The 19,582-nt window shown below is 61.6% G+C and carries 19 protein-coding genes; 13 read left to right on the plus strand and 6 right to left on the minus strand.

Going from position 1 to position 19,582, the window contains the following annotated elements:
- The first annotated feature begins 128 nt into the window (after window positions 1–128).
- From FJ222_05290 to FJ222_05315, 6 genes are all read left to right on the plus strand, one after another.
- On the plus strand, window positions 129–1,262 hold the full coding sequence (locus FJ222_05290) for a DUF1573 domain-containing protein (protein ID MBM4163836.1): 1,134 nt from the start codon (window positions 129–131) through the stop codon (window positions 1,260–1,262).
- Between the two features lie 329 nt (window positions 1,263–1,591).
- Window positions 1,592–2,473 (plus strand): hypothetical protein, encoded by an 882-nt coding sequence (locus FJ222_05295; GenBank protein MBM4163837.1) that lies wholly within the window; start codon window positions 1,592–1,594, stop codon window positions 2,471–2,473.
- Window positions 2,474–2,603: 130 nt separating this feature from the next.
- Window positions 2,604–3,803, plus strand: coding sequence for a hypothetical protein (locus FJ222_05300; protein ID MBM4163838.1), 1,200 nt, complete (start codon window positions 2,604–2,606; stop codon window positions 3,801–3,803).
- 69 nt (window positions 3,804–3,872) lie between these two features.
- A complete protein-coding gene (locus FJ222_05305; protein ID MBM4163839.1) occupies window positions 3,873–4,457 on the plus strand; it encodes a hypothetical protein in 585 nt (194 codons plus the stop codon).
- Between the two features lie 109 nt (window positions 4,458–4,566).
- The gene (locus FJ222_05310) at window positions 4,567–5,424 is read left to right on the plus strand and encodes a hypothetical protein (protein MBM4163840.1); all 858 of its coding nucleotides are present in this window, start codon (window positions 4,567–4,569) and stop codon (window positions 5,422–5,424) included.
- 53 nt (window positions 5,425–5,477) lie between these two features.
- Complete coding sequence (locus FJ222_05315) at window positions 5,478–5,717, plus strand: type II toxin-antitoxin system prevent-host-death family antitoxin (GenBank protein MBM4163841.1); 240 nt, start codon at window positions 5,478–5,480, stop codon at window positions 5,715–5,717.
- A gap of 43 nt (window positions 5,718–5,760) precedes the next feature.
- Here the strand turns inward: FJ222_05315 and FJ222_05320 are convergent, their stop codons facing one another.
- A complete protein-coding gene (locus FJ222_05320; protein MBM4163842.1) occupies window positions 5,761–7,545 on the minus strand; it encodes a radical SAM protein in 1,785 nt (594 codons plus the stop codon).
- 149 nt (window positions 7,546–7,694) lie between these two features.
- Here FJ222_05320 and FJ222_05325 point away from each other — a divergent pair, with 149 nt between their 5' ends.
- The 6 genes from FJ222_05325 to FJ222_05350 all read left to right on the plus strand — a co-directional run bounded on the left by FJ222_05325 (window position 7,695) and on the right by FJ222_05350 (window position 11,684).
- Entirely contained in the window at window positions 7,695–8,732 is a 1,038-nt protein-coding gene (locus tag FJ222_05325; GenBank protein ID MBM4163843.1) for a hypothetical protein, read from the plus strand.
- A 16-nt stretch (window positions 8,733–8,748) separates the two neighbouring features.
- The gene (gene rsmA, locus FJ222_05330) at window positions 8,749–9,630 is read left to right on the plus strand and encodes a ribosomal RNA small subunit methyltransferase A (protein ID MBM4163844.1); all 882 of its coding nucleotides are present in this window, start codon (window positions 8,749–8,751) and stop codon (window positions 9,628–9,630) included.
- Window positions 9,627–10,376, plus strand: coding sequence for an SDR family oxidoreductase (locus FJ222_05335; protein MBM4163845.1), 750 nt, complete (start codon window positions 9,627–9,629; stop codon window positions 10,374–10,376). The genes rsmA and FJ222_05335 overlap by 4 nt, the downstream gene beginning before the upstream one ends.
- Before the next feature lie 9 nt (window positions 10,377–10,385).
- Complete coding sequence (gene folB / locus FJ222_05340) at window positions 10,386–10,781, plus strand: dihydroneopterin aldolase (protein MBM4163846.1); 396 nt, start codon at window positions 10,386–10,388, stop codon at window positions 10,779–10,781.
- A 73-nt stretch (window positions 10,782–10,854) separates the two neighbouring features.
- Window positions 10,855–11,094 (plus strand): helix-turn-helix transcriptional regulator, encoded by a 240-nt coding sequence (locus FJ222_05345; GenBank protein MBM4163847.1) that lies wholly within the window; start codon window positions 10,855–10,857, stop codon window positions 11,092–11,094.
- Window positions 11,091–11,684, plus strand: coding sequence for a restriction endonuclease (locus tag FJ222_05350; protein MBM4163848.1), 594 nt, complete (start codon window positions 11,091–11,093; stop codon window positions 11,682–11,684). The genes FJ222_05345 and FJ222_05350 overlap by 4 nt, the downstream gene beginning before the upstream one ends.
- Before the next feature lie 2 nt (window positions 11,685–11,686).
- On the opposite strand, the gene FJ222_05355 is transcribed toward FJ222_05350, so the two are convergent.
- The 5 genes from FJ222_05355 to FJ222_05375 form a co-directional block, all read right to left on the minus strand.
- Window positions 11,687–13,042 (minus strand): hypothetical protein, encoded by a 1,356-nt coding sequence (locus FJ222_05355; protein MBM4163849.1) that lies wholly within the window; start codon window positions 13,040–13,042, stop codon window positions 11,687–11,689.
- 8 nt (window positions 13,043–13,050) lie between these two features.
- On the minus strand, window positions 13,051–13,953 hold the full coding sequence (locus tag FJ222_05360; GenBank protein MBM4163850.1) for a site-specific DNA-methyltransferase: 903 nt from the start codon (window positions 13,951–13,953) through the stop codon (window positions 13,051–13,053).
- Window positions 13,954–14,127: 174 nt separating this feature from the next.
- Entirely contained in the window at window positions 14,128–14,907 is a 780-nt protein-coding gene (locus tag FJ222_05365; protein MBM4163851.1) for a glucose 1-dehydrogenase, read from the minus strand.
- A 23-nt stretch (window positions 14,908–14,930) separates the two neighbouring features.
- Window positions 14,931–16,355: a nitronate monooxygenase gene (locus FJ222_05370; GenBank protein ID MBM4163852.1), complete on the minus strand. Its 1,425-nt coding sequence runs from the start codon at window positions 16,353–16,355 to the stop codon at window positions 14,931–14,933.
- A 121-nt stretch (window positions 16,356–16,476) separates the two neighbouring features.
- On the minus strand, window positions 16,477–16,818 hold the full coding sequence (locus tag FJ222_05375; protein MBM4163853.1) for an RNA-binding protein: 342 nt from the start codon (window positions 16,816–16,818) through the stop codon (window positions 16,477–16,479).
- Window positions 16,819–17,286: 468 nt separating this feature from the next.
- Here FJ222_05375 and FJ222_05380 point away from each other — a divergent pair, with 468 nt between their 5' ends.
- Complete coding sequence (locus FJ222_05380) at window positions 17,287–19,581, plus strand: response regulator (GenBank protein ID MBM4163854.1); 2,295 nt, start codon at window positions 17,287–17,289, stop codon at window positions 19,579–19,581.
- Window position 19,582 lies beyond the last annotated feature (1 nt).

Raw genomic sequence — 19,582 nt, forward strand, 5'->3', positions numbered from 1 at the left:
GGTGTACGAAGTTCTGAAAGGCGGACAGACTAAAGGCAGGGAGTAACCGATTCCTGACCGGTTAACAAAAAAGGACCCCTCAATTCCCCTTGCGCTTTCCGCCCCATACCCGTAAACTCAATGGAACTATGAATAACAAACAGACAGGTTCGGTTCGTTCCCTAAAGTCCTTCTCACGCACCGTTGGGGCTGTGGCGGTCGCGCTTGCGACGGCTGGCGTGGTCACGACGCGGGCGGAGGAGACGATGAATGACCCCCTCCAAGCGATTGGCACCAACAGCGTGGCCATCGGGGCGCTTTACAGCTGCGACATCACCAACGTCTCCTTCCGCGTGGTCAACCGGGGGAAGGTTCCGGTCGTGATCGAGCGGCTGAAGCCGACGTGCACCTGCACCACGGGAACGGCCTCCACCAATCAGGTCGCGCCGGGCGGGGAAGCGGTCATCACGCTGCGGTTTGATCCGAACACGATCAATGGCGTCTTTGACCGCGGTGTCTGGGTGGTGACGGATGACGCCGAGACGCCGTATCTCAGGCTCATGCTCACCGGCACTGTGACACCCCTGTTCAGCGGCTTGTCCGAGAAACCCATCAGCATCGTCGCCAAGGAAGCCGGCGCTCCGGTCACCAACCACATCACCCTGGTCGCCGCAGGCGCGGGCGTTCTGCTTGGTTCGCCGACGATTGTGACCAACGGTGCCCTTCGGATGGAGGTGATGATCGCCACGAACACGGCCGAGACAGCCACCTATGCGATCACGACCGTCGCCACGTCGCTGGAGCTCGGACGGCAAACGGCGGAGATCACGCTGCCGGTCATCGGACGCCCGACGGCCGAGCCGCTGGTGATTCGCTTCAGCGTCGTCAGCGGGTTGGAACTTGCGGCCATCCCCAACCGATTCGATTTTTCACTTGACAACGAGCCGCAAACCTACCGGGTTATCCTCAGGGGCAAAACGGCCGAAATGGATCCCGCCGCCTTCACCTGCGCTCCGGCCCTCGAGGGTGTGAGTGTCACCGCAGTCAAGGGACGCCGCCCCAACGATCTGCTGGTGCGCATCGAGGTCTCGCCGAAAGGCGCCGAGGCGCTCTACCTGAGCCCGGATGCCTCGCTGCTTTTGGGATACCCCGGCCACAGGCCAGCAACGGTCACGTTTGCGAATGAGGCCGAGACGGAGGAAAAGTCCGGCTCGCGGCCCAGTCGGCTACCCTCGATCTTTAGGTCAACAGATCCAGACGGCAAGAAAAAATTCAGATTCTGACCGTGAGGATGACGTCGGAATTTCCCGCATCCGTAGGTCCATCGACCGGGTTGCCCAATCAGATAAATAATGTTTTTTATGCTTGCTTATCATCTGTTGTTCCGATAAAGTGAACTCGTTTTCAGGCGCTTCAGGTTGTTACCGGTAATAATCAGAAGGCGGCTTGAGAGACGGCCGCCCGTCGAGTGACGGTGGGCTGAGTGGGTTGCCCGACGAGCCGCGGGTGCGGTTAAGCAGGGCAGTTCGAAACCGGTCGGACAGGGAGGGTATCCCGGTCCGGCCTTGGGCGCCAGACGCCCATGTTTGTACAAACAGAAGAAAGGGTTCAAATGAAGAAACTCATGTTGTTTGCTGTAGTCGCCATGATTGGCGCTTCGGCATCTCTCGCTACGGATCGCGGCGGATGGCCCCGCGTCTACCAGTATTCGGCCAGCCTGAACACGGCGGTCGCCAAGAACGCCGCCAAGGTCAAATACGTCGGCGACTGCGAAGGCACCGATGAGGACGTCTGCTACCGCGTCAAGGGCAAGGTCTCGCTCAAGGGCGTGGTGGTCTTCGGCTGCGAATGCGTGGACGAGGGCGCCCTCGACCGCTTGGACGACTGCTATCCGCTTCTCCTGGTCGGGACGTCGGCTGACAAGTACAGCCAGATTGTCTTTGCGGAAGGCGACGTGATGCTGGCCAACCGTCTGGGCGCTCCCCAGTCGAGCAAGGCGAAGGTTGCAGAACTCCTCTTCGGTTTGGGCTTCCGGACCGGTGCCGATGATGATTGCGGCCGCTGGTTTGCACTCGGACACGCCGGTTTCGGCACGGCCGCATCGACGGTTGCATCGGGTGAGGGCATGGACATTGTCTCGATCGCCGGGTCGGTCGTCGGCTATGCCAGCGCGCCTGTCTGCAGCGCCGAGGCAGGCAACTGCCCGCGCTGCGACGAGGGTGGTAAGGATTGCGCACGCGCCATCGCTTTCGATCCCTGCACGATGGACGATTGCGATGAGGGGCACCTCAATGGCGGCGTCGCTTATGGCACGTTCAGCCTGAAGTACAACAAGACCCTCGCCACGGCCATCAAGGACATCGACGAGTGCGATGTTCAGGATACCGTTGAAGCGCTGGTTGACAAAGTGTTTGGGACGAAGGCGGACGCCCCGGAGGTCTCCGAGGACTGCGCCTGCGAAGACGACGACCAGGAAGACGATGACCAGGACTAATGCTGGGTAACGTCGCGAACCGGAGCGTGACGCCTTAACGGCTGAACACAGTCCGGTGTTTCATAACGGGGGCGGATGGATAATCCGCCCCCGTTCTCATTTGTTGAGACTGCGGGAAGGAGATCGGAGTATGATGATGACAAAAGCGACCGCCCGCACACTTGCGGCTGTCGCGCTTGTTTCCGGTGCGGTCGGATGCGGCAGAAAAGAGGGAGTGCCTGAGAAGCAGCAGTTGTCGCTCACGCCCGGCGTTCATCTCACCAATACGGTTGTCCGTTCGTACAAGGATCTGCAGCCGGGCGATGTGCTGGTCCAGGTCGGAAGCCATGCATTGACGCGCAGCGCCCTTCAGGAGCGCGTGCAGGAATGGATGGACCTGCAGAAGACCGGAGCAACCGCTCGTGACCCGGCGGGAGAGGCGCGTTTGGAGCAGGCGGCTAACCAGTATGTGTTCGCCAACTTTATGGCGCGGGCAGCGATGCTGAATGAGGCGGCCCGCCGAAGGGTCGCACCCGATGCGGCTGATCTGCAGGCGGCCGAGGATTACATCAACCAGATCTGCAAGCGGTTGCGGGTCAAACGCGCGGCATTCGCGCAACGATTTGAAGGGGGCGAGGCGGCGATCACGCAACGAATCCGAGACGAAGCCACGCTCAAGGCCGTGCTCCGCGACGAGTTCGGTTCACTCTTCAATGTCTCGGATGAGGATGCGGCAAACCTGAAGCGCGATTTGGAGCGGCTGCGTGACCGCGCCCAAGCGACCAACCGGGTCTTTGCCGCGTGCTTGGCGCAGGTGCGTGAACGGCTCGTCTCGGGCGAGCTTCAGGTGACGGACGATCAGGAATCCCTGCAGGCGGCGCTCCCCGAGGATGTCACGTTTGAGGGCATTAACACCCTCCAGGCGTTTGATTTCGACTTTCCCCAGACGCGCGAGGCGCTGGCGCGACTGAAGCCGGGTGAATGGTCGCCGCTTGTCGAGGTGGACGAGGCGTTCGAGATCTACCAGTTGCGTGCGGTCGAGACGAACGCAGATCCGGATCTGACCGTCTACACGTTCGTAAAATTCTCCGTCTTGCGCGACATCGGCTGGGAAGTCCCCGATATCGAGCAGTTGAAGAAGGACATCGCGCGCCGTCGGCGCAATGAGCGGCAGGCGCCGTGGGTGCGTGATCTGATGACCAAGCATGGCGTGCTCTACCCCAACGGCGTGCAGCTTTTCGCCCAGGCCCAGAAACCCGCCGCCCAGCCCGCGCCCGGCATGTTGATGAAGCAGCCGGCCGCCGGCGTGAAACACGTGCATGGGCAAAAGAAAGAGAAAGTGGCGGAGTAGGCGTGCGGTAGCTGCTCTGGAGCCGGAGCGCCCCGAAACCGGCTCCAGCGCTGACGCGAGCGACGAGCGCTGACGCGAGGGACGGACAGCAGAAACCGGCGGCAGCCTCTCTGGAGCCGGGGTGCCCCCACCCCGGCAAGGCCGCTGGGTTTGCAACTGAGAGTGCCATTCGTGAAGGCTTTGACGAATAGCGACTCGAAACTCCACGGGCATTTGGCTCATCTCGAACCCCATGCCGATGCGCCGATAGTCTTCTTAACGGTCACGACCTATCGACGGCGCCGACTGCTCAACTGCCAAGCAGCCCACGATGTGCTCTTGAATCTCTGGACCCGTTCCAGGGTACACGACGGTTGGTTCGTCGGCGATTATCTGTTAATGCCTGACCATGTGCATTTTTTCGCGAGGTTCGGAAGAGACAGCAAATCGATGGCCGAATGGGTCAAGATGTGGAAGTCTGTGTCTGCGCGCGCGTTGGACAAGGATTCTGAAATGGCGGTCTGGCAACCCGATTACTTTGATCGCTTCTTGCGCAGCGGCGAATCGTATTCCGAAAAATGGGCTTACGTTCAAAACAATCCGGTTCGGGCGGGATTGGTAGCTCAGGCTGATGATTGGCCATTCAAAGGGCGCATCCATATGTTATGGTATTGATTGGGTGTGCTTTACCATTTGCCCTGCCGTTTCATTTGACCGCACGCCCGGGATGTGCGACAATCAGAAACATCGGACAGAGGAAGTTTTTTACGAAAGGGGCTGCAAGATGCGTCTCAGGAATCGTGTGACCGTGTGGATCGTACTGGGCCTGGCTGTGGCGGTGGGTGCCGCACTGTGGCTGCGCAAGGAACCGAAACCGATCTCGATTGAGGTTGACATCCCCGAGGAGGATGAGTGCTGTCCCGACGACGATGCCTGCACGATGAACGCGCTGCAGGCGCATACGCACACCACCGGCGATGTGCCGCAGGTGGCTGGGACTGTACCGATTACAGGTACAAGAACCAATTCCGTTGGGGCGCCCGCGACCAGCCCCGCTGACGAGGCCGAAGCCGCTGCCGAGGCGGAGGCCCGGAAGGTGATCGCGCCGCTGCAGGAAGACCTGGACTCGGGCGACCTGAAGGTGGTCGCGGCGGCGGCGCAGAAGCTCATGGGCCATGCGAACGCGAAGGTGCGGCTCCAGGCGGTCGAATCGCTGGCGTGGGCGGAAAGCGACGGATTCGCCGATCTCAGCAAGATGCTCTTGGACAACGATGCCGATGTCGCCCAGGCCGCACTCGAGGCGTGGGCGCTCCAGGTGCAGGGCTTTGAGTCAACCCAAACCAAGGCGAAGCTACTCGCGGAGGTCGGCCCCGTTGCAATGGGGTTGGGGTCCGATGCGTTCCAAAATGTCCTCGACGCCATGTTTGACATGCCCGATGCGGATGCCTTGAAACTGCTGCAGGGCTATTCGGCGCAAACGGAGTCCCCGGAACTAATCGAGAAGATCATCGATGCCGTGAATAACCGCGCCATGCCTGACACCCCGATCGAGTCCCTGGCCGACATCCCGAAGACCATCGAGGCGTTCCTGAAGAACGCGGCCCTGGAAGCAGCCGAGGAAGCAGCCGGGGAAAACAAGTGACCGTGAGTGCTATTGAGGTTGACTAGTCTGACCAGATTTAGAACCGTGGGCGCATGAAAGCACTCCAAAGCGTTTATGAGGCGAAGGCCCGCTTCTCGAGTTTGTTGAATGAGGTCAGGGAGAAGAAGTGCACCATCGTGATCTGTCGTCATGGTGTGCCGGTGGCAGATCTTGTCCCGCATCAAGCCGCGCGCAATCCATTCCGTGTTCGCGAGTCGCTGGTCGGGGCGAAATACCTCTGTGATCCAACGGCGCCGCTGGAGAAGGATGACTGGCCGGAGGCGCTGCGATGATCCTGCTGGACACCCATGCCTTCATCTGGCTTGCATCCTCGGGCTAGTGAGAGGCGCTTGCCAGAAGGTCATCGCAGGCCGTGAGCCATTCCATCGAGAGGCGGGCGCCGCGCGCGGGCCTCACGAACAGGCGGCGCGCCGCGAGGATTCGGCGCCCGGGGGGCGCAACCAGCCGGTCGAGCCAATGCGAGGGGATGCTGCGCAGCTCGGCCACCAGCCGATCCAGTAGATCCAGCGGTTCTTCCTGGCGGGGCTCGAGGACGAACTGCCACAGAATGTGGGGCTCGGCGCGCACGGCGTCGCGGATGATGCGGGCCAGACGCTCGCGTTGCTCGAACAGCGTGCCGCCGCGGAGGATCAGCGCCTGGCGACTGGACACCGCAGGCGGGGGGCGAATGGCTGCGTCCGCGTGATCCGCAATCATCACTTGGCGGTCGGCGAAGAGATCGGGAAGGGCACGGCCGGCAAAGCGGCGCGTGGGTGAATCGAAGCCGCCCAGGCGGCGGGCCGCCTCCAGTTCGACCGCGCGCAGGTCGCACGCCCGCAGCTCGTTTGTCGCCACCACCCGATAGGGCGGCAGTCGCTGGGCCACAAGACCGAGTTCAGCGGCGCGGTCGCGCAACTCGGTTCCCGGCAGCAGCAACAGGGGAAGAAACTGGGGGTGCGCGCCGGGAAAGCGCTCCAGCCAGGCGAGCGAGCGGACGATGTCATCACGGCCCTGCCCGGGCAGCGCATACATGAAGTCCACGGTCGGGCGGATGCCGTGCTTGCGCAAGAGTCCGATTCCCCTGAGCGTCCGGGTGGTGTGAGCACCGCGACGGATGATCCGCAGAACGGCTGGGTCGGTGCTCTGCACGCCGACCTCGGCCTCGGCGACTCCTGCGGCCGCGAGCGCGGCCGCCTGCGCATCGGTCAGGGTATCGGCCCGGATCTCGATAAAAAACGCGATTTGGCGGCCGGGATTGGCCCGAGCCAGAGCGTCAACCACCGCATCGAATTGCGGGTGGGCATTGAAGGTGGGATCCACCAGCCGGATTTCACAGGCACCTCGCCGGCGAAGGATTTGAACACGCGCATAAACGGCCTCGGGTGAGATCGCGCTCCAGCCGGATCGGCGAAGGTTGTAGCAGCAGAACGCGCACCGCAACGGGCAGCCGCGGCTGGTCTCCAGATAGGCCATGCCGTGAACATCGGGGCGATTCACGGGCGCATCGGCGGCCGGGAGCACGTCGGCCAGCGGGAGCTGCGGACGGGGCTGAGTGCCCCAGCGCCAGCGGACGGAACCTGAGCCGTCTGGCGGCGCGCGGCAGGCGACCCCCTCAACATCGGGATCCACTCCGGCGCGGAACAGGCCCAAGATACGGGGAAAGACCGCCTCGCCCTCGCCGACGGCAATCACATCGGCGGGCGAGCGACGCGCGAACAACAGCGGGTGATCGCGCGCCGCCTCCGGGCCGCCAAGCGCCACGCGGAGACGGGGGAGGCGGCGTTTGAGCAGACGAAGCAGATGAAGGGTGCGCTCGACGTTCCACAGATAACAGGTGGCGGCGATGCAATCGGGCGCACAGACGGTCAGATGCTCGAGCAACCCGCCGTCCGAAAGCCGGTCTTGGGCGTCGCCGGCAGTCACCACCGTCCACTGGCGCGACTCCACCGAGCGAGCGAGAGCCGCCTCGAGGCAGGCGGCCGCCAGCATCACGTTCTCGCCCGGATCCGAAACGTCGGCGTCGGCTCGCGGCACCTGCAGAAAGAGCAGGCGTAAAGCGTTTCTTCTGGGCTTCAGCGCGCGGTTCGCGTCTGTCTGCCCGTCGCGGCGACCAGCGTTCATGCAGCCTCTCCATCGATGTTCATCCGCGTCATCCGGGGGCCTGACGACTCCCGCCCCCTCGGTGGCTAGTATGGTGGAGCGCTCCGCACTCTTCAAGTGCAATCAACTAATGCTTTCGCTTCACGGCCGAGTCGGGTATGCTATGAAACATGACGCGCGAAAACAGGTTGGCGCGCGAACGGATGGCGGATCGGAAAGGATCACACAGCATGAAACGGTTGTTACTGATTGTGGCCGTGGCCGGGGCTTTTGCCGCTGGAGCGACCGCAGCCGAAAAAGCTGAGCCGCGCGCGCTGCTGATTGATGGCGTGGCGGCCTACGTCAACGAGGCGGTGATCACTATCGCCGAAGTCATGGCCGAGGTGCGCGGCAGCGTGTGGGCTGATCTCCCCGCCGCAGACCGCGAGCAGCAGCTTCATCAGCTCTACAAGGCGACACTCGACGCCATGATCAACCGTCGACTCATCCTCGATTCGGCGAAGGCTTCGGGCGCCTCGATCGCCCCCTGGGCCGTGGACGAGCGGGTGCAGGAGGTGGTGAACAGGCAGTTCGGCGGCGACCGGGCGAAGCTGACCACCGCCCTCGCCGCGCAACGGACGACCCTCGACGAATGGCGCAAGACCATCGAAGAGGAGCTCATCGTCCAGTCGATGCGCTATACTCACGTCGAGAAACACGTGACCGTCTCCGCGCAGGCCGTGCGCGACTTCTATGCGGCCAATCCCGGGCAATTTTCCGAGTCGAAAGGCGTCGGCGTCAGCGTCATCGTGATCGCGCCGGTTGATGGCTCCAGCGTCGCCGATCGCGGTGGGCAGGCCGTGAAAGACCTGGAGTCTGGCAAGCCGTTTGCCGAAGTCGCCAAGGCCTATTCTGCGGACGGTAAGGCCGCGAAAGGCGGCGACTGGGGCGTGATCAATCCTGCGGAGACCTTCCGCCCGGAACTCGCTGACGCCCTCTCCGGTCTGAGCGTGGGCGCACACTCGCCACTGCTGCTGCTGGAGGACCACGGTTATATCGTCCGTAAAAATAGCGAGGTGGCGCCGCAGACGCTGACGCTGGATCAGGCGTGGGCGAGGATCGAGGGGCGTCTCAAGATGATCGAGGCCGAGAAGAAGTACATCGAGTGGGTCAACCGCCTGCGTAAAAAGGCCTACATCAAGGTCTTCGAGCTGCCGCTCACGAAGTAACACACGGACGGGCCCGGTGAATCTCACAAGCCCCACGCAGGTCAAAAGCTGGTGCATCGAACGGGGGTTCCACCCGAACCGGACCCTTGGCCAGAATTTCCTGATTGATCGCAATGTGCTCGACGCCATCCTCGACGCTGCGGGCGTCCGTTCGGGCCAGCGCGTGCTGGAGGCGGGCCCTGGTCTCGGCGTGCTCACCGAAGCACTGCTCGACCGGGACATCCGCGTCACGGCGGTCGAGAAGGACTACCGCCTCTGCGCCTGGCTGCGGGAGTCACTCGGCGAGCGCCCCGGTCTGACGCTGATCGAAGCGGACATGCTGGAGACCGACCTCGGCGACCTGCTGCGCGATGGCTGCGATGCGTTTGTCTCCAACCTCCCCTACTCCGTCGGCACCCGCATTCTCCTCGATGTGGCCATGCATCCCGACGCGCCTCGGCTGCTGACCATTCTTGTGCAGACCGAAGTAGCCGAGCGGTTTGCGGCCCCTCCCCGCGGCGCACTCCGCGGCTTGTCGGGTGTCTGGCTGCAGCGGCTCTATGACGTGGCGCTCGTCCGGGGGGTCAAGCCCACCTGCTTCTGGCCGAAACCGGACGTCGGCTCCACCGTGGTCCGCCTCACCCGCCACGACCGCTTTCCGCTCTCCTCCGCAGCGGAGAAACGATTCATCACCCTCACCAAGCTGGCCTTCATGCACCGCCGCAAGCAATTGGCGTCGGTCCTCCGCCGCGCCTGTGCGGAGACGGAAGAGGCGGCGACGCACATCACCGCCTGTTTCGACGCCTGCGGCATCCCTCCGACAGCCCGCGCCGAGGAACTCACCCTCGCGCAGTGGTGCGCGCTGGCGGAACGGGATCTGGATGTGGGACAGGCCCCTACGAAAGCGGAGTCCGAATGAATGCTCGGAATGATCGCTCCACCCCCATCGCCCTGGTCACGGGCGGCGCCGTGCGCATCGGACGCGCGCTGGCGCTGGCGCTGGCGGGCGACGGCCTGAATGTCGTGATCCACTGCCATCACAACCGCGCAGCGGCCGGGGAGACGGCGCAGCGGATCCGCGACCTGGGCCGGCGGGCCTGGACGGTCAGCGGCGCGCTCGACGGCCCCGACGCGGCCGAAGCCGTCTTGCGCGAGGCGATTGCACAGGCGGGCCGGATCGACGTGCTGCTGAACAACGCCGCCGTGTTTTCGCAGGGCACGCTCGCCGAAACCACGGCGGCCGCCTGTGATGCCGCCTGGCGGGTCAACGCCCTCGCGCCGATCCTCCTGACGCAGGCCTTCGCCTCGCACATCCGCGAGCGCGGTCCCGAAACGCGTGGCGTCGTGATCAATCTCCTCGATCAGCGGATCGTCGGCCGCCCGACCGGAACCCTCGCGTACACGCTGAGCAAGCAGGCGCTCGCCGGCTTCACCCGTCTGGCCGCCGCCGAACTCGCCCCGCAGATCCGGGTCAACGCGATCGCCCCCGGTCCCGTTCTGCCGCCGCCCGCCGGCGCGCCCCGCGAGCCGGCCGGGGCGATCCCCCTCGGCCGCCGCCCCACAGAACAGGATGTCGCCGACGCCGCGCTCTACCTGATCCGCGCCCAGGCCGTGACCGGGCAGATCCTGTTTGTGGACGGCGGCCAGCACCTCGCGGGAGGGTGAAAGGAGCCGATGAGCATGCACGACACCATCATCATCCGCGATCTCGAAACGGTCTGCATCATCGGCACGCTGCCACGAGAGCGGATCGAGCCGCAGCGCCTGATCATGGGCCTGGAGCTGACCTGCGACCTCGCCCGGGCCGGCGTCAGCGATACGATCACAGACACCGTGGATTATGCCACGCTGGCACAGGAGGCGACAGCCATTGCGCGCACGAGCCGCTGCCACCTGCTTGAACGGCTCGCCGCCCTCCTGGCCGCCCATTGCCTGAAGCAGCCGGGCGTGACGGCGGTGACCGTGCGGCTCGAAAAGCCCGATGCCCTGCCAGGAAGCGCCGTCGCCGGCGTGTCAATCACGCGCGACATCACGTGCGACGGAAGCCGACGGAGATGCAGGAAGGTTTGATCGGTCGCTTACTTTCAATATGTCACTTATCGTCTGTAGACGCAAAGTCAGCATTAATTAATAATTCATCACTATGGTTGCTTCAAAAAGTGATGTTTTGGTTCGCTTCGGGCAAACCGTCCGATCTAAGCGAATCGCTCTCGACCTGACGCAAGAGGTGTTGGCTGAAAAAGCCGAACTGCACCGAACTTACATTGCTGACATTGAACGGGGAACCCGCAATGTATCGCTGCAAAACATCGAGAAGTTGGCACTCGCATTGGGTTGTTCTCTTGAAGCACTCTTTGCTGACATTGGGAAGGGCCGGAAATGAAGGTCCTGAGAACGACGTACCTGATCAAGGCGGGATCTTTCGGAGTGAGCCCTGAATGGAATGCCCGTCACGCCCAGATCTGCAAAGCGATTACCGACGTTGAATGGCCGGAAGGAAGCGGGACATTTACCTTGCACGCAAAAAAGCAGTCCAACGGCGTTGTGCCAATCAAAAAATCGTGCATGGCCGACCTCAAGAATCTCGGGTGGAACTTGGAAACGCGGTTCAGCCCCACCCAGGAGAAAAAGCCAGGGCCTATCGACGCCACATGCGTTGAAAAGGGCAAACTGCTGTGCCTCGAATGGGAGACCGGCAACATCTCCTCAAGTCATCGAGCCCTGAATAAGATTGCGCTGGGGCTTATCACCGGAGCGTTTGTCGGTGGTGTTTTGATCATCCCGTCCCGCGCCATGTATTTCTATCTGACAGACCGGATTGGAAACTACGCGGAGATCCAGCCCTACTTTCCGGTGTGGCAGGCACTGAGCATCAAAGAAGGCGTGCTGGCCGTGATCGAAATCGAACATGACGCACTCAGCGTGGACGTTCCCCACATCACGAAAGGCACGGACGGCCGTGCATTGCGCTGACCTCACTGTTTTTGCAGCAGCAGGATCTGCTCACGCCGCATGGTATTGGACATGCCGACAATGCTGCGATTCATCGTCCGTATCAAGGACAGTCCTGTTTCTTGACCCATTCGCATAAGCATTTCATCCAGTCCCTCAACTTCCCCGGGGGCCTGTTTCAGGATTTTTCCAATCTGATTGTTGTTCGTCCCAACGATGATCGTGCAAAACTTTCCGTGTTTCAGCACACGTGAACACTCCGCTATCACGCGCTTCATATCATTCTGATAGAACGCGAATTTCTCCGGCAACGATTTACCACGAAGGCCCACCATCGATCCCTGAAGCTGTTCGACATCGACACCCAGATAATTCAGGTGGAACGCATCATTATCCAAATAATCAATTGCGAAACTGTAGGGCGGCGAAAACAAGATGCCGTCAGCACTCGCATCCCCGACGGGCATGGAACGAGCGTCGCCCTGTGAAACGCGAGCCAGTCCGAGCGCCGCTTGATCCTGTCGGAGAAACCTCTGGATCTTGTCCGCAACAAACACGTAGCGGTCAAGGATTGCGCGAAACTGGTCGATAGGTGTCCTCCGTGTACTGCGCTCGGAATATCCGGCGGCATCCAGATAGGCCAGGAGCAGGAAACCATAGGTTTCGGCGGTCTCGCGGTCGCTGCCCTTTGGAAGCTGCAATCCGCGTGTCAAATACTCGATCGGTTCTTCCATCACTTCATCGGCATAATGCAATTGCGCAGAACGAACCGGCTTGCGCCCGCCAATCGGCCTGCCGCGTTTTCCGAAATACTCGAATACGGCTTCGGCGTTATCCACAGCCTTGCGTGCCCGATTCAACGGCATGGTCAGCGCGTCCAATTTGGTTTGCGCCATGAACCGGCAGAAAGGGCTGGCATCGACACCGAGGGAGTTGATGCCCATCAGCGTTGCCTCAACCGCAACTGTTCCAGAACCCATCATCGGGTCAATGACAGTTTCGCCCGGCTTCAGACCCATGACATTTAAGATACCTTTGACCATCTGCGGGTGAAACTTCCCTCGATATGGAAAAAGCCCGTGAGTAGCATAGCCGGTACGGAAAATGTTTTTTTCAAAAAATGATTTCAGGCGGGAAGAAGAGTGCCCTGGCAACCTCAGAGATTCACCCGCGCACATCTGGAAATGTCGGGTTACGCTGTCGCCGATTTTGGCGAAGTAGGCCGCGTTCCGGACCAACTCCTGTTCATCAAGGATCTGGTTCTCATAGAACGCCAATTCCATCTCATAATAGTCGTCAATGTCAGGAATTAACTCACGACTCGGGGAAAACAAGTGCTCTGCCAACCCTCGTGAAAGAATATCGGCAGGAGGTTTCATGGTGTCATTTACCCTTCAATGAAATCATCGTCCGCATGCGGGCATATTTGCGGCGTTGAAAGCCTCTCGACAATCGCGTCGCAACTCTCTTTCTCGATGCCGATCCAGTAACGATTGCTTCGCTCGCACACATCAAAGGTCGTTCCGCTACCGCCGAACGGATCGAGCACGATGTCCCCTTCGCACGTGGACATCTGAACCACGCGGTTGATCAACTTTGTAGAAAGTTGATTCTCTGTCCGCTTTTCGCTCTTGAACTTACGGTGCCTGACAGGCGGGATGTCATCCCAAACATCGGTCAAGTTAACGCCTTTGGGATTCATGGCATCACGGTGTCCGCCATAGTCTTTCAGCTCCTTCGCACAGTGCCGACAGACTTTGATCGGCGTGCGGATTTTCCGGAACGTTTTTGGTTTTCCCTTCGTATAGTAGAGCAAACTGTAATGCGACGGATAAAGGCGCCCTTGAATTGGCAGGCTCAATTTGATGTTCACTGCGATCCAGTGGCGGAACAACATTTCTTCTTCTGCCAGATAAGCACCCAACAAGATGTTCCACTTCGGCAGGTTGTAAACAAAGAGTGCGCCGCCAGGCTTCAGTATCCGCATGCACTCCTTGAGCCACGCCTTGCTCCACACCAAATAGGCCTTCTCGGACAGATTGTCATTGACCTTCGCGCCATATTGCTTGTCCAGGTTAAAAGGCGGGTCGGCAAAGACCGTGTCCACAGATGCGTCCTCTATGCGGGGCAAAACCTTCAGACAGTCAGCATTGAACACAACACCAAGAGGGGTCCGGTACGCTTGAAGGTTGGCAACATCCCATGAACAAAGCGAGACTGGATGAAATACGCCAGTTTTCGCACGCGGCGAGTCATCCAACAGCAGGTAATTTACAGCAAGATTATTCATGATCCCTTTGTTACCTAAAGCGTTTAGAATGTTACTTATAGTCTGCATGCTTGTAAATAACATTTTTTAGCATGCCGCTTGCCTTCCCTCCTACGACGCTACCGACACCGAGCTGGGCTTCCCTCCATCATCTTTACAAACCTTAAGAATAAGCCGTTGCCACGTCTGTTCGCCTCACGCTTCCGGCTCGTAAATCATCTTGATGGTCATGCCACCATCGACGGCAAAGGCCTGTCCGGTCACAAACCCCGATTCGGGGGCGATCAGATAGGCGACCAGTTCGGCAATGTCTGCGGGGGTTCCGACACGTCCGGCCGGATGCTGGGCCTGATCGGCCGCGCGATGCGCCACCGGGCGGCGCGCCGATGCCTTCCGACACGCTCCGACCTCGATCCAGCCGGGGCAGATCGCATTGACCCGCACCGCCGGCCCAAGGCTCACCGCCAGCGCGTGCGTCAGCGCGACGAGGCCGCCTTTGCTGGCGGAGTAGGCGAAGGTGTTGGGTTCGGATTGCAGGGCGCGTGTCGAGGCGATGTTCACCATCGCGCCGTTGTGTCGGCGCAGTTCCTGAGCCGCTTCGCGCGCGCACAGGAACGATCCGGTGAGATTGACGGCCATCACGCGCTCCCAGGCCTCCAGCGTCGTCTCCTCCAGAGGCGTCAGGCCGCTGCCGATTCCGGCGTTGTTGATGAGCGCATCAATTCGGCCGAAGCGCGCGACGGCCGCCCGCATCAAGGCCCGCACGTCGGCTTCGCGCGCCACGTCGGCCCGCACGCCCAACCAGCGGCCCGATGCTGAAAACGTCCCCGACGCCTCATCCAGCGCCTCGGCATCAACGTCGCCGACGGCCACCGACATGCCGTCCTCGAGCAACTTGCGCACGATGCCGTCGCCAATGCCCTGCGCGCCGCCGGTCACCACCGCCACTTTGCCCGCAAACTCATATCTGGCCATGCCGCCCACCGCATCCCGTGACGCTACCCCAGAAGCGTGCGCACCACATCTTCGGCGCTGAAATCGAGACTGTCCGCCCGGCAGAACCGGCCGATGCTGGCGAATGAATCGCCCAGCGTCAGCAGGCAGGGTTCGACCCGGCCGGGCAGCCGCTGGGCCAGTCCGATATTGGCCAGCAGCCCGTTGCACACGCAGATGCGTCCGGCCATCTCATCGGCCTTCCCGCCCTTGGCCAGAAAGTTCAATTCCGGTTCGGCTGCACAGCGGTACCCCACGGTCCCATCCTCCCGCCGGTAAGGCTCTCGCAGATAGCCCAGATCACAGATCCGCTGCCGCTTCAGATAAACCGCGCGCTCGGAAAGCGTGCCTTCCAACTGAGCCACCTTGAAGGGGAAGCCTGTCGGCGAGGCTACCGGATCGGTAAACACGTGCGCCTCGCCAGCGAGCGCCTTGGCTACCAGCGTGCGCCGGATCTCGGAGGGCAGCCCCGAATCGGTGCACAAGGCAAAGGCGGTGCCGACCTGTATGCCGGCGGCGCCCTCCGCCTCCGCCACCTTCAACTGCTCGGGCGAGTCGTACGAGCCTCCCACCCAGAACGGCAGGCCCAATTTGCGTATCGCCGCAAAATTGACCGTGTCGCGCGGCCCGTAAATCGGCTGGCCGTCATCGGTCAGATGCAAGGTGCCGCGCGGCGGCGCATTATGTCCGCCCGCCTGGGGCGACTCGACCACAAAGCCGTCCACGCGCCCGCTGGCCTTGCGAATGAAGATTGAGGCCAGCGCGTCCGACGAGATGATCGGCAGGAAGTCGGGTCTGGATAGCGCCGGCAGCGCCGCGCCCGCCTCCAGATAATCGCCCGGATCAAATCGGGACGTGCATTCCGTGTCGGCCTGCGCGCCATGCACGCGAATGGAATAGGTGGCGGGCTGGTGCTGCGCCAACACATCCAAGACGCCGGGAAATTCAACGGCAATGCCCGCGCCCACGATCACCACCGCCACGCCCGCCAGCATCGCCCCGTAAAGGGAGGGCAGGTGCGGCAGTTGGATCTTCTCGAGATAATTGATGCCCACGGGATTGGAATGCCCCTCGCGCGCAAGGAAGACCTCCACGAAGTTCGACACAATGCACAATTCATTACGCGCGTGATTTTCCTTGATGGTCGGCAGGCCCAGAAACGTGTAGTGTTCATCCGGCTTGATGCCGCCCGGCACGAACAGCGCGTCCAGAACCCGCTGGGCCATCTGGGGCCACACGAAATGCCTCAGGGCACGCCGGACATGGCCGCCGGGGTCGCCGGTCTGGAGTCGGCGCGCCATCACCAGATCGAGTGCGGTCCCCGACACGACACCGAGGTGCCCGAGCTTTGAAACGGCTTGCGCCAGGTGCCAATTGGACACGCCGACACCCATGCCACCCTGAATGATTTTGGGAAGTGCAATGTGCATGTTGTAATGATACCAGAATCTTCGCTGAACCGACAGAACTTTGTCGCGCGCCTCAATACAAAAACAAACGGGCGGCCCGCGAGGGTCGCCCGTTTGTTCGAATCGTTGCTGTCCCTGTCGCTTACCAGCGAGAGGATCCGCCGCCGCGTTCGCGACGATCGCCGCCGCCTTCACGACGTCCGCCGCCGCCGAACCCGCCGGAGCGGGGTGCGTCGCTGCGAGGCTTGGGCTGCGACTCATTCACGCGCAGCGCCCGCTCCCCAATGGTGCGGCCGTTGAGCGCGGCGATCGCCGCCTGAGCTTCTTCGCTGTTTGGCATCTCGACGAATCCGAAACCCTTGCTCCGGCTGGTCATGCGGTCAATGCAAACGCGCGCCGAACTCACGGCGCCGTGTGCCGAGAAAAGCTCGCGGAGCTCATCATCGGTCATCGAATAGGCGAGGTTGCCAACATAGATATCCATGCTATCCTTCTCTCTTCTTCTTCTCTGCCGCCATGTCGCGTCTTGTCTGAATGGGCGAATCGGGATCGCATGGCACAATCCGAATTCCCAGGCTTGTCCGTGCCTATGCGCCGCGTCTCCCCCGCACCAGGCGGGAATGAAACATCGGAACACCCAAAAATGAAAACCCGGAAAAGAAGGCGCACCCCCGCGAACCGCACGGCCGGTCAAATCTGGATGATTGGGAGCAAAAGAGGACCGGCACGTCAGAACTGACGCGTAAAATAGTTTCAAACTCGGTCATATCTCTCAAACGCTTACCTTGAATCGTCCGCCGCAGCGGACCTCCCGCCCACTCGTGTCGACAAGCCGGAAGAGGCTGTAAACCGTCGACTTCTTCGTGAGTGGCGTGTACTATAACTGATTTGCGCCGAAAGATGCAAGCACTTTTTTTGGTGAACTATCGCGCTATCGCGCTTCCGCCGTACAATGAACTTGACATCTGTCATCCGCCTCTGCCACACTTGCCCCGAAAGTAGCCCTGTGCGTTCCCCGGTCGGCCGCTGCGGGGCTTGCCCGCAGAGATCCGACAATCATTTCTGCAATGAGGGATTGGGTATGCGTGACGTGTTCACCGGTGACCCCGTGAAGACCGGACCCGTCAGTATCCTCTTGGTGGAGGACGACGCGGCGTGCGCCCTGCTGATTCAGAACCTGTTGACGCAGTGGCGGCGCGACGCCTTCAGCATCCGGCGAGCCGACTGTCTGGCGGCGGCGCTGAGGGAGGTGGTCCAGGGGGGGATAGACCTCGTGCTTTTGGACCTTGGGCTGCCTGACAGCCGGGGTCTCGACACGTTCGTTCGCATGCAGGCCGCCGCAGGACGGGTGCCGATCATTGTGCTGTCCGGTCTGGACGATGAGACGCTGGGCACCGCGACGGTTCAGCAGGGCGCTCAGGACTATATCATCAAGGGACAGGCGCCGGAACTGAACGCATCCCTCGTGCGCGCCATCCGCTACGCCATTGAACGGTCCCGCGCGCAGCAGGCGCTGGCCGACGAGCACGATCTGCTGCGCAATATCCTAGACAACCTGCCGGATCAAATCTACCTGAAGGACAAAGTGGGCCGATTCGTGGCCGCTAACCCCGCGACCCTCCGTTTTCTGGGCGCATCCGCCGCCAGCGACATCATCGGCAAGAGTGATCGTGATTTTTTCCCGTCCGAACTCGCCGCCCGGTTCCAGTCCGAAGAATTGGATCTTTTGCAGCGCGACCAGCCGTGCATGAACCGCGAGGCGGCCTTGACGGACGCTGCGGGCCAGCCGCGGTGGCTGTTGACCACCAAGGTGCTTCTGCGCGATCACGCGGGCGCGTTCCAGAGCCTGCTGGGCATCAACCGCGACATTACCGACCTCAAGCGGGCCGAGGCCTACAGGGAAATGGCCCGGGAGATTCTGCAAATGCTGAACGAGCCGGGAGACCTGCCGATCATGATCCAGCGCGTGCTTGCCGTCTTGAAGACGCGGACGGGGTTCGATGCCGTGGGCATCCGTCTGCAGGATGGCGAGGACTACCCTTATGTCGCCCAGATGGGTTTCTCTCCGGATTTTTTGCTGACGGAAAACACGCTGATCGGACGCACCTCGGATGGCGGGGTGTGCCGGAACCCGGATGGCCATGTCAGCTTGGAGTGCACCTGTGGCCTGGTCATTTCCGGAAAGACCGATCCCGCCAACCCGCTCTTCACGCGAGGGGGAAGCTGCTGGACGAACCATTCCTTCCCGCTGCTGGATCTTCCGCCCGGCGCGGATCCGCGGTATCGGCCGCGCAACACCTGCATCCATCAGGGTTTCGCCTCCGTGGCGCTGGTGCCCATCCACGTGAAGGACCGCATCGTCGGGCTGCTGCAATTCAATGACCGCCGCACAGGGTGCTTCTCGCTCGACACGGTCGAACAGTTTGAAGGCATCGCCTCGCTCATCGGCGCCGCGCTGATGCGCACGCGGGCCGACGACCAGTTGAAGCAGGCTCACGCGGAACTCATCAAGGCGCACGAGGCATTGGCCGCCGCCCAAATGCGCCTGATTGAGGCGGCCAAGATGGAATCCGTGGGCCAGTTGGCAGCCGGTGTCGCCCACGAGGTCAAGAATCCTCTGGCGATCGCGCTGATGGGCTTGGAATTTCTATCGAACACGGTCGCCACAAACGATGATCAGGTGGCGACGGCCATCCAGGACACGAAGGATGCCCTCCTGCAGGCCGATTACATCGTGCGCGAACTGCTGAACTTCGCGGCGCCGGCAAAACTGGAGATGAAGCTTCAAGATCTGAACGGGGTGGTTGAACATGCGCTGCGCCTGGCTCGCTTGGAGGCGCGGAACCGGCAGATCGCCGTCTGCGTCGATCTGGGGCAGAACCTGCCGCACCTGCCCTTGGACAGAATCAAGATCGAGCAGGTGTTTCTGAATCTCTGCATGAACGCCATCGAATCCATGCCCGAGGGCGGGACACTGATCCTGAAGACCCGCGTCCATCCGCTTGAAACCGGGGGCGCGGAGGTCATCGCGGACGTGGAAGACACCGGCCCCGGGATTCCCGAAGGCAATCTGCAGAAAGTCTTCGACCCGTTCTTCACCAAGAAACAAATAGGGAAAGGAACCGGACTCGGCCTCTCGGTGGCCAGGCAGATCATCGAGTTGCACGGTGGCACGATCAGGATCGGCAACCGCCCCGAAGGCGGCACGCGGGTGACGATCACGCTCCACACTCAAACAGGAGAATAAG

This window comes from Lentisphaerota bacterium (assembly GCA_016873675.1).
Lineage (GTDB): Bacteria > Verrucomicrobiota > Kiritimatiellia > RFP12 > JAAYNR01 > VGWG01.

Coding starts and splice junctions, on each gene's coding strand:
- FJ222_05300 (MBM4163838.1), top strand. CDS start 2,604: ATGATGATGACAAAAGCGACCGCCCGCACACTTGCGGCTGTCGCGCTT.
- FJ222_05310 (MBM4163840.1), top strand. CDS start 4,567: ATGCGTCTCAGGAATCGTGTGACCGTGTGGATCGTACTGGGCCTGGCT.
- FJ222_05355 (MBM4163849.1), bottom strand. CDS start 13,042: ATGAAACCTCCTGCCGATATTCTTTCACGAGGGTTGGCAGAGCACTTG.
- FJ222_05360 (MBM4163850.1), bottom strand. CDS start 13,953: ATGAATAATCTTGCTGTAAATTACCTGCTGTTGGATGACTCGCCGCGT.
- folB (MBM4163846.1), top strand. CDS start 10,386: ATGAGCATGCACGACACCATCATCATCCGCGATCTCGAAACGGTCTGC.
- FJ222_05370 (MBM4163852.1), bottom strand. CDS start 16,355: ATGCACATTGCACTTCCCAAAATCATTCAGGGTGGCATGGGTGTCGGC.
- FJ222_05320 (MBM4163842.1), bottom strand. CDS start 7,545: ATGAACGCTGGTCGCCGCGACGGGCAGACAGACGCGAACCGCGCGCTG.
- FJ222_05350 (MBM4163848.1), top strand. CDS start 11,091: ATGAAGGTCCTGAGAACGACGTACCTGATCAAGGCGGGATCTTTCGGA.
- FJ222_05365 (MBM4163851.1), bottom strand. CDS start 14,907: ATGGCCAGATATGAGTTTGCGGGCAAAGTGGCGGTGGTGACCGGCGGC.
- FJ222_05335 (MBM4163845.1), top strand. CDS start 9,627: ATGAATGCTCGGAATGATCGCTCCACCCCCATCGCCCTGGTCACGGGC.
- FJ222_05290 (MBM4163836.1), top strand. CDS start 129: ATGAATAACAAACAGACAGGTTCGGTTCGTTCCCTAAAGTCCTTCTCA.
- FJ222_05315 (MBM4163841.1), top strand. CDS start 5,478: ATGAAAGCACTCCAAAGCGTTTATGAGGCGAAGGCCCGCTTCTCGAGT.
- FJ222_05325 (MBM4163843.1), top strand. CDS start 7,695: ATGACGCGCGAAAACAGGTTGGCGCGCGAACGGATGGCGGATCGGAAA.
- FJ222_05375 (MBM4163853.1), bottom strand. CDS start 16,818: ATGGATATCTATGTTGGCAACCTCGCCTATTCGATGACCGATGATGAG.
- FJ222_05295 (MBM4163837.1), top strand. CDS start 1,592: ATGAAGAAACTCATGTTGTTTGCTGTAGTCGCCATGATTGGCGCTTCG.
- FJ222_05380 (MBM4163854.1), top strand. CDS start 17,287: ATGAACTTGACATCTGTCATCCGCCTCTGCCACACTTGCCCCGAAAGT.
- FJ222_05345 (MBM4163847.1), top strand. CDS start 10,855: ATGGTTGCTTCAAAAAGTGATGTTTTGGTTCGCTTCGGGCAAACCGTC.